13 protein-coding genes and 1 pseudogene are annotated in these 12,217 nt (G+C 26.6%); 1 reads left to right on the top strand and 13 read right to left on the bottom strand.

The window, feature by feature from the left end:
• Positions 1–21 precede the first annotated feature (21 nt).
• Positions 22–1,422 (top strand): glutamate--tRNA ligase, encoded by a 1,401-nt coding sequence (gene gltX / locus AMN73_RS01625; protein WP_075534555.1) that lies wholly within the window; start codon positions 22–24, stop codon positions 1,420–1,422.
• Here gltX and lpxB read toward each other — a convergent pair.
• From lpxB to tsf, 13 genes and pseudogenes are all read right to left on the bottom strand, one after another.
• Positions 1,399–2,535 (bottom strand): lipid-A-disaccharide synthase, encoded by a 1,137-nt coding sequence (gene lpxB, locus AMN73_RS01620; RefSeq protein WP_075534554.1) that lies wholly within the window; start codon positions 2,533–2,535, stop codon positions 1,399–1,401. The two genes, gltX and lpxB, sit on opposite strands and share 24 nt — an antisense overlap.
• Complete coding sequence (locus AMN73_RS04560) at positions 2,532–2,870, bottom strand: LpxI family protein (protein WP_256997826.1); 339 nt, start codon at positions 2,868–2,870, stop codon at positions 2,532–2,534. The genes lpxB and AMN73_RS04560 overlap by 4 nt, the downstream gene beginning before the upstream one ends.
• Before the next feature lie 132 nt (positions 2,871–3,002).
• Positions 3,003–3,325, bottom strand: a pseudogene (locus AMN73_RS04555) (UDP-2,3-diacylglucosamine diphosphatase LpxI domain-containing protein); the annotation flags it as partial.
• A 1-nt stretch (position 3,326) separates the two neighbouring features.
• Complete coding sequence (lpxA, locus tag AMN73_RS01610; RefSeq protein ID WP_075534553.1) at positions 3,327–4,103, bottom strand: acyl-ACP--UDP-N-acetylglucosamine O-acyltransferase; 777 nt, start codon at positions 4,101–4,103, stop codon at positions 3,327–3,329.
• Positions 4,100–5,080, bottom strand: coding sequence for a UDP-3-O-(3-hydroxymyristoyl)glucosamine N-acyltransferase (gene lpxD / locus AMN73_RS01605; protein ID WP_075534552.1), 981 nt, complete (start codon positions 5,078–5,080; stop codon positions 4,100–4,102). The genes lpxA and lpxD overlap by 4 nt, the downstream gene beginning before the upstream one ends.
• Positions 5,081–5,133: 53 nt before the next feature.
• Entirely contained in the window at positions 5,134–5,583 is a 450-nt protein-coding gene (gene fabZ / locus AMN73_RS01600) for a 3-hydroxyacyl-ACP dehydratase FabZ (protein ID WP_075534551.1), read from the bottom strand.
• Positions 5,584–6,114 (bottom strand): OmpH/Skp family outer membrane protein, encoded by a 531-nt coding sequence (locus AMN73_RS01595; protein WP_075534550.1) that lies wholly within the window; start codon positions 6,112–6,114, stop codon positions 5,584–5,586.
• Positions 6,115–6,117: 3 nt separating this feature from the next.
• Positions 6,118–8,346 (bottom strand): outer membrane protein assembly factor BamA, encoded by a 2,229-nt coding sequence (gene bamA / locus AMN73_RS01590; protein WP_075534549.1) that lies wholly within the window; start codon positions 8,344–8,346, stop codon positions 6,118–6,120.
• Positions 8,339–9,514, bottom strand: a complete 1,176-nt coding sequence (gene dxr, locus AMN73_RS01585; RefSeq protein ID WP_075534588.1) for a 1-deoxy-D-xylulose-5-phosphate reductoisomerase — start codon at positions 9,512–9,514, stop codon at positions 8,339–8,341. The genes bamA and dxr overlap by 8 nt, the downstream gene beginning before the upstream one ends.
• Positions 9,511–10,143 carry a phosphatidate cytidylyltransferase gene (locus AMN73_RS01580; RefSeq protein WP_075534548.1) on the bottom strand — a complete coding sequence of 211 codons (633 nt, stop codon included), beginning with the start codon at positions 10,141–10,143 and terminating at the stop codon, positions 9,511–9,513. The genes dxr and AMN73_RS01580 overlap by 4 nt, the downstream gene beginning before the upstream one ends.
• Positions 10,143–10,817, bottom strand: coding sequence for a polyprenyl diphosphate synthase (uppS, locus tag AMN73_RS01575; protein WP_075534547.1), 675 nt, complete (start codon positions 10,815–10,817; stop codon positions 10,143–10,145). Before uppS ends, AMN73_RS01580 begins: the two co-directional genes overlap by 1 nt.
• The gene (gene frr / locus AMN73_RS01570) at positions 10,814–11,365 is read right to left on the bottom strand and encodes a ribosome recycling factor (protein ID WP_075534546.1); all 552 of its coding nucleotides are present in this window, start codon (positions 11,363–11,365) and stop codon (positions 10,814–10,816) included. Before frr ends, uppS begins: the two co-directional genes overlap by 4 nt.
• Positions 11,366–12,217 carry a translation elongation factor Ts gene (gene tsf, locus AMN73_RS01565; protein ID WP_075534545.1) on the bottom strand — a complete coding sequence of 284 codons (852 nt, stop codon included), beginning with the start codon at positions 12,215–12,217 and terminating at the stop codon, positions 11,366–11,368.

Raw genomic sequence — 12,217 nt, 5'->3', positions numbered from 1 at the left:
TAAATATAATAAACAATTATAATGAAAAAAGTAGCAACTAGATTTGCTCCCTCTCCTACTGGGCCTTTGCATATAGGTGGGGTTAGAACTGCGCTATTTAATTGGTTATATTCCAAAAATCAAAATGGTAAATTCTATTTAAGAGTTGAGGATACAGATAAAGAAAGATCAAAAGAAGAGTATAAAAACCAAATAATAAAATCGCTCAAATGGATTGGCATCAACTATGATGAAAAAGAATATATACAATCAAATAAAATTAAGGACCACGTAAAAATTGCAAATGAATTACTTAAGAATGGTCAAGCGTATAAATGTTATTGTTCAAGCGAAGAAATAGAGGAGCAAAAAAAAAGAGCTAAGCAAAAAAAAATCCCTTATATCTATGATAGAAAATGGAGAGATAAGAGTGAAGCAAATGCTCCAAAGAATATTCAACCAGTTATAAGATTTAAAAGTAAGATAGATGGTACGTCTTTATTAAAAGATTTAGTTCAAGGCGATGTTGAGATTGATAACAATACTATAGAAGATTTTATCATTTTAAGAAATGATGGGACTCCAACATATAACTTATCTGCATCTGTAGATGACCATCATATGAATGTGACACATATAATTAGAGGTGATGACCATAAAATAAATACCTTTAAACAAATACAAATTTATCAAGCAATGAAATGGGAGATGCCTTCATTTGCACATATACCTTTAATTCATACAATTGAAGGAAAGAAACTCTCAAAAAGAGATAAGGCCTCAACATTAGATGATTATTCTAAAATTGGTATCATGCCAGATGCTTTAAGAAATTATCTTTTGAGATTAGGATGGTCTTATAAAGACAAGGAAATATTTACTCTAGACGAAAGTATTAAACTTTTCAATCTAGAAGGAATTGGTAAATCTCCTTCAAAACTAGATATGAACAGAATTTTATCAATGAATGAACATTATATTAAGAATATTGACGAAAATGATTTGTTTGATCAACTTACCGAGTATTGCAAATTATATAAAAGTGAAATTCAATCTGATAAAAAAGACAAGATTAAAGAGTCCCTGATCTTCCTTAAAAATAAAGCTAAAACCTTGGAAGATATATTTAATAATGGTCAATATATAATGGTAGATGAGGTTAATTTTAATCAAGATGATATTAAGTTAATTGATGACAAGGCCAAAAAAGTCATTTCTGATTTCAATGCACAATTAGGTAGTGTTGATAAACTTAACAAAGAAACATTAGAACCAATAGTAAATGAATTGATTAAATCAAATGATACGAATTTTAAAGGTGTTGGGCAGCCTTTAAGAATAGCTTTAACAGGTTCTAAATTTGGCCCTGGCATATATGACATAATTATTTCTCTTGGAAAAGATGAAGTAAGAAAAAGATTAACTAGTAAGAAAATTAGTTAATACTGAAGAAGCTTCATCAGTAGATGAAGTTTTTGATCTGATTTTAGCTAAAGTTTCCTCACAATCATTAATTTGTTTTTTCATTAATTCTGGATTTTTTAAAAAATAGATAACTGAATTATAAATTTCTTTAGAATTACACTCTTTCTGGATTAATTCGGGAATGATTTCTTTATTATTGATAATGTTAATGATGTTAGCAAATTTTATTTTTACCAACATTTTAACAATTAAAAAGTTTAAAAAATTCATTTTATAGATAATTATAGAGGGAACTTTTGCATTACAAATTTCAAGTGAAACAGTTCCGGATTTAGAAACCGCAAATATAGATTTATTAAGTATATGATCTTTTATTTTTTCATCAGAAATAACTGATACATTTTCTAAATTTGAGTTATTAATTTTTTCATTTATTAAACTTTTATTCTCATCAGTGGCATGAAAAACAAACGAGAAATTGTCAAATTTTTTATTCATCATATTAATGAAATCAATTAAAATAGGCAAAAGTAAATTTACTTCGGATGATCTACTACCAGAAAAAAGAGAGATAATTTTTTTATCATTTGATATAATATTAGACAGGTCTATTTTGTATTTTGATACTTTTTCTAATAATGGATGACCTACAAAAGTATTAGGAATATCTTCCTTATCAAAATATTTTTTTTCAAAATCAAATAATAATAAAATATGATCTAAAAATTTTTTAAACTTTTTTACTCTACCCTCTCTCCATACCCATACTTGCGGAGCTACATAATGAACGGTCTTGATCTTACTGTTTATTTTTTTAACGTTTTCAGCAACTCTTAATGTGAAATCGGGGCTATCTACACTAAATAAAATATCTGGATCAAATTTTATTATCTCCTCGACAGTTTTATTTATTTTGTTCCTAATTTTAAAAATATTAAATAAAACGCTTGTGAAACCAATGTAGGTAATTTCTTTAAGATCAAAAATAGATTTTATTCCTAATGAATTTAAGTGTGTTCCGCCAACACATGAATATTTAATATTAGGATTATCTTTTTTAAGTTTGGATATAACTTTAGAGGCAAGTTTATCTCCTGAAAGTTCGCCAGTTAATATAAAAATCTTTTTCATTTAACAGAGATGAACATCTTATTTTTATCAACAAATTTAATACATTTGCTTTTATCTAAAAAGACATGGTGTTTGTTTTTAATTACAATTCCTTTCAATCCAGCAGCTTTACTTTGTTTAATCGTTTTCAACCCAATTGTTGGAAGATCTACTCTTAAATCTTGTTTCTTTTTTGGAAACTTAACTAAAACACCATTATTTCTAAATTTTTTACTTCTGCTTTTTTCAAGCATTTTTTTAGTCCCACCCTTACCTTCTATAGAAATTATTTTTTTATTTCTAACAACAACCCCTTGGCTAAAATTATATTGTCTTAAATTATTTAGTGTTTTAATTGCTTTAATAATATCTAATTGGTCTTGTTTATTCGGTTTTATCTTTGAATATGTACCTTTTTTTAATGATAGTTCAGGATTAAATTTTAATGAATTTTCGGTTTTAATTTTGTTTTGTGCTAATATTTTAATAATTTCTTTAAGTATAGCTGCATCTCCAAGCTTAGATGCTTTGATTATTCTTGGAATATAATAAATACCTTTAAAATCTAATTTTAGTTTAGAAAAGTTTGGTTTATTTACTTTTCCAGCGAACAAAACCTTTTACAGTTATTCTCTTTAAGAATATTTAAAATTTTACCAAATTGGCCTATGGATACTGAGTGAGATTTGTCATCTTTATTAAATTTTTTTGATTTTGATAAATCTATTATCAAATATCTTATTTTCCTTTTTTTGATAGTTTTAAGAATTTCCTTTGGAAAGTCTGTATCACCAAAAATTAATCCTATCATTTTACGAAAACGGTGTACAAATAGATCTTTTTTTATCTTTTGTTATAAAGTCAATTACATTTTTGACTAATGGATTTTCTTTAAAAGAGCCGTTTAATTTACTTATATTTTCATTAAGATTCTTTGAAGCAAAAATCTTTTTATAAGCTTCGCTTAAACCTAGAATGTCCTTATTTTCGAACTTAGCCCTTCTTAAACCTATTAAGTTCAATCCTTGCAATGAATTTCTATTTCCTGTTGACAATCCATAGGGAATTACATCATGTAGTACTCCTGTCATTCCACCGATCATTGCCATTTTTCCAATTCTTGTAAATTGTTGAACTGCAGAATTACCACCTATAACGACATTATCTTCAATAATCGCATGACCTCCTAATGGCACATTGTTAGCAATTATTACATTATTTCCTACCTGGCAATCGTGAGCGATATGAGAGGAAATCATAAATAAACAATTATTTCCAATAATTGTTTTACCACCACCACCAACTGTCCCCGGATTAATAGTTACATATTCTCTTATTTTATTATTATCTCCAATCACTAAATTTGTTGGCTCACCATTATATTTTAGATCTTGTGGATCGTTAATTGATACAAAAGGATATATTTTATTGCTTTTACCAATTTTGGTATTTCCAGAAATATTAACATGAGAATGAATTATAGTGTTCTCTCCAATTTCTACGTTTGGACCAATTACACAATAAGGGCCTACTTTAACATTTGTGCTTAATTTTGCTTTTGAATCTATTATTGCAGTTTTATCTATCATCTGTTGTTTTTTATAAATTCCCTTAAATTTTTTGCGGGATACCCCATAACTTTAGTATTATCAGAAATATCGTTAATAACACCACTACCACCACCGATATGAACATTGTTTCCTATCTTTAAATGTCCTGAAATACCAGCCTGTCCACCAATCATAACATTATTTCCTAAGGAGGAACTACCAGCAAAACCAACTTGACCTGCAATTATACAGTTATTACCAATTTTATTATTGTGAGCAACATGTACTTGATTGTCCAAATAAGTATTTTTGCCAATTACAGTATTTGATAAAGAACCTCTGTCAATTGTTGAACCACAACCTATTTCACAGTTATCATTTATTATGACTATGCCAATATGAGGGTATCTTATATTACTCTTTTGGTTGGGAAAAAAACCAAAACCTTTTTTTCCAATAACACATCCATCTAAAATGCTCACATTATCTTTAATAATTGTATTTCTAATAATGACATTGGAGCCAATAGAACAATTTGAACCAATAATTACATTTTTTTCAATAATTGTATTGTGGCCAATTAGACAATTTTTTCCAATTATTACATTTTTACCAATTAAAATATTTCTGCCATGTTTTACTTTTTTATTAAAAGGTGTTTTTAAAATATCTTTGGCTGTTTCATCAAAATCATCAACAATAGATTTAGGATAAAATACCTCTGTAATTTTTGCCATCGTTAATAGGACATTTTTTACAATAATTTTTTTACATGAATTAGGTAGGAATTGAGATAGTCTGTCAGTTGTAACGCAATAAAAAGCTTTTGTATTTGATGCCAGAGAAGAATAATTCTTTGAGTGGAAAAATGTTAAATCTCTTTTACTAGCTGATGAGAGATCTTTAACATCATAGATTTTATCTTTTTTAAAATTTTCTTTATTTTGTATGTCAATTTTATTTAATAGTTTTTCTATACTATGTGGTCCAGTATTTTTAAAAAATGGATTTAACATAATAGAATATCTATCAAAAATTTGATATTCTTTTAATCAACAAATATTACTGATTATTTTCTATCAACAATAGTAGCAGACCATTGGGCATCAGCCATTTTTTTTGAGTCTACAAAAGCTTCCCCTTTATATTTCCAAACTCTACCGTGGGATCTAATTGCTTCAATATTTAATTCAAGTTTGCAATCAGGTATAACTGGATTTCTAAATCTGGCTTTCTCAACACTCATCAAAAAAACTAATTTATTTTCATATGTCGATTTGTCTATGCCATGAGCTGTTAAAGCAGCAGCAGCTTGTCCAAATGCCTCAACTATAAGTACTCCAGGCATTACAGGTTGATCTGGAAAATGACCTTGTACATAAAAACTATTTTTTTTTACATTAACTATTGCGGTTGCTGAATGAAGTTTTTTTATATTTTTTAATTCATCGATTAAAAGCATTGGTTCCCTATGTGGAAGTAATTTTATTATATCTTCTTTTGTAAGACTATTAGACACTTAATTAACTTTTAGTTTATTAATTTTTTTATCAACAATTTTTAAAATCACATCAGTAATATCAAGATCTCTTTTTCCCATTATTATATTTTTTTTTTGTATAATCATATCTATGTTATTTTCTGATGCATAATCCGCTAATATAGGTTTTATTTTTTCAGCAAAATCAGCGCTAGCATTTAAACGTGACTTTGTAGATAAATCAATTGCCTCCTGGCGAAGTATTCTGTAATTATTTATTTCTTTTGTCAAAGTTTCTAATTTTTTATTAAATTCTTCGGCGCTGATAACATTTTTTTTTGTAATTAAGTCCTGTTCTCTTGACTTTAATTCTTTCTCAATTTTTTGAAATTTACTCACATCTTTTTTCTTTTGATCATTAATTTTGGAAATTGCATTTTTTCCAGCTTTTGAAATCTGCATTATTTTTTCCATGTCAATATAAACAATCTTTTCTGCAAACGCTAAAGAGATATTCACTGAAAAAAAAAGAATTAGAACAAATGATAATAAATATTTTGTTTTTTTCATCAATTAAAAAGTAGTTCCAATATTAAATCTAAAACTCTCAGTTTTATCAGTATCAGCTTTTGTAATTGGTTGGGCTATAGAAAAGTTTAATGGTCCTATTACAGTGAACCAGTCAACACCAAAACCTACAGAGGATCTTAATTTTGAACTATCTAAAGAACTATCATAATCTACACCAAATACATTTGCAGCATCTAAAAATAATTGAAAATCAATATTTTCAAGATTCGCACCAAATTCGGGCAGTGTTGTTGCAGCATTTAATACTGTTGTATAATTTCCACCAATAAAATCTCCTCCATCTACTGGTCCTATTTTTCCTGGCTCAAAGCCTCTTAATCTTTTACTCGCGACGTATAATCTTTTTGAAACTCTAACATCTTCATCTGTTATAGAATTAATTGCCCGTGCTTGAATGGAAAGTTTTGTAACAATTTCCTTAATTTGATTAAATGTTGTAAATTCATAACTATTAAATAATGAATAATCCTCTGAAATAAATGGAATTCTTTGGTTAAATCTACTTAAGTAACCATCGGTTGTTTGATATCTTCTATCTCTCTTATCTAAAACTAAACCATAAGCAAAATCTGCATCAGTGTATTCTCCTTCTTGCTTTTTTAATTTATCAGATGCTGTTTGATTTGTATCTAATTTTTCATGAAACAAGGAAATTTTAGGACTAAAAAAAAGATCATCATATTGTTCCCAATTAGATCCAAATGAAAATCCGGTTTGCGAGGTTTCATATCCATAATCTCCCATTCTATCCGTAACACTACTCTCAATTGAGGCAATTAACGCTCTGTCTGAATAGTTCCAATTAGGGTTTACAACTGAAAATTTTCCTCTAACGGTTTCCTCATCTACTCTTAAATTAGAGTCTAAAGATATATTTTTACCTAAAAAGTTATTTTCTTTAATTCCAAAACCAAATGTACCTCCGGAAGTACCTGTACCTGCTGCTGCACTTATTTCACCAGTTGGTTTTTCCTCAATTGTAATATTTAATATTTTCTTATTATTATCTGTGGGAACTAAATCGTATTCAACTTTACCAAATATATTTAAAGCTTTAAGATTGTTAATAGACTTGGCGAGCAAAATTTTATTAAAAGGATCACCTTCATCTACTTCTAAGTTATCTCTTATTACCTTTTCCTCTGTTATATTGTTACCAAATACGTTCACTTTAGATAAATATTCTTTTTCAAATTCTTTTATTACAAATTCAAGATCAATTTTATTTGTGTCTACAATCGTCTCTTTAAAGGAAGCATCTATAAATTCATAATCATTTGTGAGGGTTAAATATTCTACTTCTCTGGCAATTTTGTTCAATTTATTAATAGAATATGTCTTACCCTCAAGTTTAGATAAAAGTTTTTTAATTTTTTTAAAATCATTTTCTTCGTAATCTATAGGAAGTTTAAGCTTGGTCGAATTAACAAGAAATTTGGGTCCAGCATTAATATTATAAGTTAATTTAAATCCATTATCTTCAGTAAATTCAACAAAATTTCCTCTTATGTCAATTTGATAATGACCTCTATCTAAATAATATTTTTCCAGCAACCTTTGATCGAGTTTTATAAGTTCAGCATTTATATATTTTTTTTTTGTTAAAAACTTCCAAAATCTTTTTTCCTCACTTGCAATGATATTTCTAAGTAATCTATCTTTGTAAAATTTTTCACCTATAAATTCTATTTTTTGTATAAATGCTTTTTCACCAAGATCGAGATCAAAAATAATATCAATTGTATTATTATTATTTTCAATAATTTTTGTTTTAACCTCAGAAAAATAATAACCTGAAGATTTTAAAAGTTTTTTAATTAATAATACATCGTTCTTTATATTATTTTCTACAAACGGATTTTTATCTTTTGAGGATATTCTAGATTTTAAATCTTCAACTAACTCTTTACGCTTAATCCCTTCTACGGTGATGTTTTGGATTATTTTATTCTCTTCAACATCTATTATTAACACACCATCTTTTATCTCTAATGATACGTTGGAAAAGAAATTAGTATCATAGATCTCTTTCAGGATTCTGTTAAGATCGTTTTGGTCGTAATTTTCACCTACTTTAATACTAGAAAATATTTGAATAGTTTCTTTTGAAATTCTATCATTATTAATTACTTTAATCTCTTTAATTACCTCAGAATTTACAGGTAATATTAAAAAAAAAAGTACGATTATTGATGATATTAATTTAACCATTTCGACTGGATCTTACACATAAAGAATATGTTTTCAATCTCACATATTTATTAAGTTTGGATATTTCATCAAAGTTTTTAGGCTTTCTAAGCTTCATTTTTTTAAATTCTTTTAAATTCATAATCATTATGAGTTTTTTTGTAATTTCTAAAAATCCTATTTTATTTTGTAAAAAAAGATTCACTAACTCATCATTTGCACTAACTAGAACGGTTTCATAAAGTGAATTTTTAACATTTTTAAATAGCTTTAATATTCTAACAGACTGAAACTGATTCATTTTTACTGCTTCAAACTTTAAATTATTTAGTTTTGAGATATCTAAAGAATTTGATTTGAGTTTTTTTTTTTCATTTTGATAAATTGAGTTAAATATAGGTATTTTCATATCTGTATCATGAATTAAAAGTTTTGTTATACCATTTTGAAATTTTACAATAGCGTGAACATAAGAGTCAGGGTGTATTAAAATTTTAAGATTTCTTAAATCAATATTGAATATATTTTTTGCTTCAATTAATTCAAAAACTTTATTAATCAGTGTAGCAGAATCTATCGAAATTTTTTTCCCCATATTCCATTTTGGATGTTTGATAGCTTGATGTGGTTTTATATTTTTCATGTGTTTAATTTTTTTTTTGAAAAAAGGACCACCTGAAGCCGTTATATAAATTGTTTCAATTTTTGAGGAAGTCCCCTTTAATAAAGACCAAATAGAGAAGTGTTCTGAGTCTATGGGTATAAAATTTATTTTGTGTTTTATTATTTCTTTTTTTATCAAATTCCATCCACATATTAAAGACTCCTTATTCGCTATTGCTACTGTTTTTGAAAAGGGTAGTATTTTAAGCGTTGGTTCAAGACCATCAAAACCACTTACTGCGCTAATTGTATAATCAATTTTTTTTTTTAATCTTGAAATACCTTTGTAAGAATTAAAAACTTGAAAGTTATACTTTTTATTTCTAACAAATTTTTCGTAACTGTCGCTATCGTTTATTATAATAAATTTTGGTTTAAATTTTTTACATTGTTTGTCAATTTCTTTAATATTTTTATTTGTTGATAAAAGTATTATCTCAAAATCTTTTATATTTTTTGAAATGATAGAAAGGGTAGATTTTCCAATAGAGCCTGTAGATCCAAGAATAGCAATTTTTTTTTTCATGATATTGTGATTAAATAACATATTGGAAATACAAAAATCATTCCATCAATTCTATCAAGCAATCCACCATGGCCTGGTAAAATTTTTCCTGTATCTTTTATTTTTGCTTTTCTTTTAAAATAAGAAATTATCAAATCTCCTATTTGGCTTATTAAAGAGATGAATAAAATTATTATAAAAAAATAGAAACCATTATAAAGAAAAAGATCAATATACTTATACTCGTAAACAAACAAACCTGCTATTAGAGAAAATAGGAAACCACCAAAAACCCCTGCATATGTTTTCTTTGGACTAATTTTAGTTAATTTAGGTCCCTTAAATAATTTTCCAAAAATATAACCACCTACATCTGTGAGGACGCAGATTATTATGATAAATAAAAAATCTTTAAAATTATTATCTTCTCTAAATTTGAATGCCGCATAAAAAGAAAACATTAAAAAAGTTATTCCTAAAATTTTAAGCAAGTTATTTTTTTTGATCATTTTAAACCATTCATAACTTGTTAATAAAAAAATTGAGCTTAAAAAAATAATAAATAAAAAGGAACCTTGTATTATAAAAAAAAATGTTGTCGGGATCAATATTGCTGAACTAAATAATCTTTTTTCAAATTCATTAAACATTAAATGTTACCGTAATTTCTTTTAATTTTTTTAAATTTATTAATAATTTTATTATAGTCTTTCTCATTAAAATCTGGCCATAATTTCTTTTCAAAAAATATCTCTGAATAGGCCAACTGCCACAAAAGGAAATTACTCAGCCTTTTTGTATTACCTGTTCTAATAAGTATGTCTGGATCTGGTATGTTTTTCGTAAGTAAATATTTGCATATATTTTTTTCACTTATTTGTTTATTATTTTTTTGGAGAGACTTAAAAGCGTTTATTAATTCATATTTTGAGCCATAATTTAAAGCCAAATTAATTTGTAATCTTTTATTTCTTGATGTTTTTTTTTCCGATTCAATTAATAGATTGTTTAATTTTTTGGTAAATCTTTTTAAACCTATAATTTTTAATCTAATATTTTTTTTATGTAAATCATCAATTTTATTAACTAAAAAGTTTTCAAGAAGACTAAATAAAAAATTAATCTCTTTTTTTGGTCTTTTCCAATTTTCTGTGGAAAAAGCGTAAAGTGTTAAATATTTAATTTTATTTTTTATGGTCTCCCTTATTATTTTTTCGACTGTATTTAGTCCTGCTTTATGACCTGCATTTCTAGATTTTTTATACTTTAATCCCCATCTACCATTACCATCCATAATAATGGCCACATGATTTATTGGGTTCATATTGTCATTATTTCTTTTTCTTTAGCTATAACTTTATCGTCAATAATTTTTATATGATTATCTGTTAATACTTGTATATCTTTTTCATATTTTTTCTCCTCATCTTCAGAAATATCTTTTTTTTTTAGCAAATTTTTTAAATCATCATTTGCTTCTCTTCTAATATTTCTAATTGATATCTTACATTTTTCACCCATTGATTTAATTATTTTTTTCATTTCGCTACGTCTCTCCTCACTTAGATCTGGAACAGGTAGTCTAATTAGCTGTCCATCAATTTGAGGATTTAATCCTAGCTCAGATTTTTTTATTGCTGAGTCAATTAAATTTACATTATTTAGATCCCAAACCTGAATATTTATTGTCCTTGGTTCTGGTGTTGTTATTGTAGCTAGTTGATTAATAGGCATCTTTTGTCCATAGACATCAACTTTGATAAGATCCAACATATTTGCATTAGCACGTCCTGTTCTTAAAGCACCAAGTTCTTTATTAAAGACATCTAGTGTCTTTTGCATTTTTTGATTATAAATTTCTTTTTTAAACATCTATTCTCCAATTTTAAGTCTGAAGAAGTCATTAATTTTTAGATCTGATATATTCAACTCTTTTAAAATATCTTTTACTTTTTTCTTTGGTTCCATAACCCAAGGTTGGCTTAATAAACTATTATCTTCTTTAAATTTATTTATTTTACCTAAACTAATTTTTTTTACAATCTCATCAGGTTTCCCAGAATTTTTTAGTTCTTCAGTTACTAGTTCTTGTTCTTTTTCAATAATTGATTGAGGAATATCTTTAGACTCAAGTGCTATAGGACTAGAGGCTGCAATATGCATTGCAAGCTGTTTTCCAAAAATATTAATTTTTTCATTTTTTTCTTTAGTGTTTAAGGAAACTACAACCGCAAGTTTTGATAAATTATCTTTAACCACTGAATGCAAGTAACTAAAATTTAATGAATTTTCATTCGATATTGTTTTAGCCCGACCTATAGTTATTTTTTCACCGATTTTAGCAATAATTGATACAAGATTATTTTCTACCGTATCTGTATTTTTCATTTTAACTTTTTTGATTTTTTCTACATCTGAGTTGTTCAATAAATTTATCTCACTTAATTCTTTTACAAAATTTATGAAATCTTCATTTTTTGCTACAAAGTCTGTTTCACAATTTACCTCTATTATCGAGAACTTTTTTTCATTACCACTCAAAGCAACTACTCCTTCTTTAGCCTCTCTGGACATTTTTTTTGATGCTTTTGAAACGCCTTTAACTCTCAATATTTCTATTGCTTTATCAATATCTCCGCCCGACTCTTGTATTGCGGCATTACAATCTTTAAAACCTGCACCTGTAGATTGTCTTAATTGCTTTATCTTCTCAATGTCACTCAT

It is taken from the genome of Candidatus Pelagibacter communis (genome assembly GCF_001179965.1).
In the GTDB taxonomy this organism is placed as follows: domain Bacteria; phylum Pseudomonadota; class Alphaproteobacteria; order Pelagibacterales; family Pelagibacteraceae; genus Pelagibacter.
Note: the sequence above shows the minus strand (reverse complement) of the source record. Positions and strands in the feature narration are given on the sequence as shown.

Bases quoted from the DNA above. Each gene is read 5' to 3' on its own strand.
- gltX (WP_075534555.1), top strand. From the start codon at position 22: ATGAAAAAAGTAGCAACTAGATTTGCTCCCTCTCCTACTGGGCCTTTG.
- lpxB (WP_075534554.1), bottom strand. From the start codon at position 2,535: ATGAAAAAGATTTTTATATTAACTGGCGAACTTTCAGGAGATAAACTT.
- lpxA (WP_075534553.1), bottom strand. From the start codon at position 4,103: ATGATAGATAAAACTGCAATAATAGATTCAAAAGCAAAATTAAGCACA.
- lpxD (WP_075534552.1), bottom strand. From the start codon at position 5,080: ATGTTAAATCCATTTTTTAAAAATACTGGACCACATAGTATAGAAAAA.
- AMN73_RS01595 (WP_075534550.1), bottom strand. From the start codon at position 6,114: ATGAAAAAAACAAAATATTTATTATCATTTGTTCTAATTCTTTTTTTT.
- bamA (WP_075534549.1), bottom strand. From the start codon at position 8,346: ATGGTTAAATTAATATCATCAATAATCGTACTTTTTTTTTTAATATTA.
- dxr (WP_075534588.1), bottom strand. From the start codon at position 9,514: ATGAAAAAAAAAATTGCTATTCTTGGATCTACAGGCTCTATTGGAAAA.
- AMN73_RS01580 (WP_075534548.1), bottom strand. From the start codon at position 10,143: ATGTTTAATGAATTTGAAAAAAGATTATTTAGTTCAGCAATATTGATC.
- uppS (WP_075534547.1), bottom strand. From the start codon at position 10,817: ATGAACCCAATAAATCATGTGGCCATTATTATGGATGGTAATGGTAGA.
- frr (WP_075534546.1), bottom strand. From the start codon at position 11,365: ATGTTTAAAAAAGAAATTTATAATCAAAAAATGCAAAAGACACTAGAT.
- tsf (WP_075534545.1), bottom strand. From the start codon at position 12,217: ATGAGTGACATTGAGAAGATAAAGCAATTAAGACAATCTACAGGTGCA.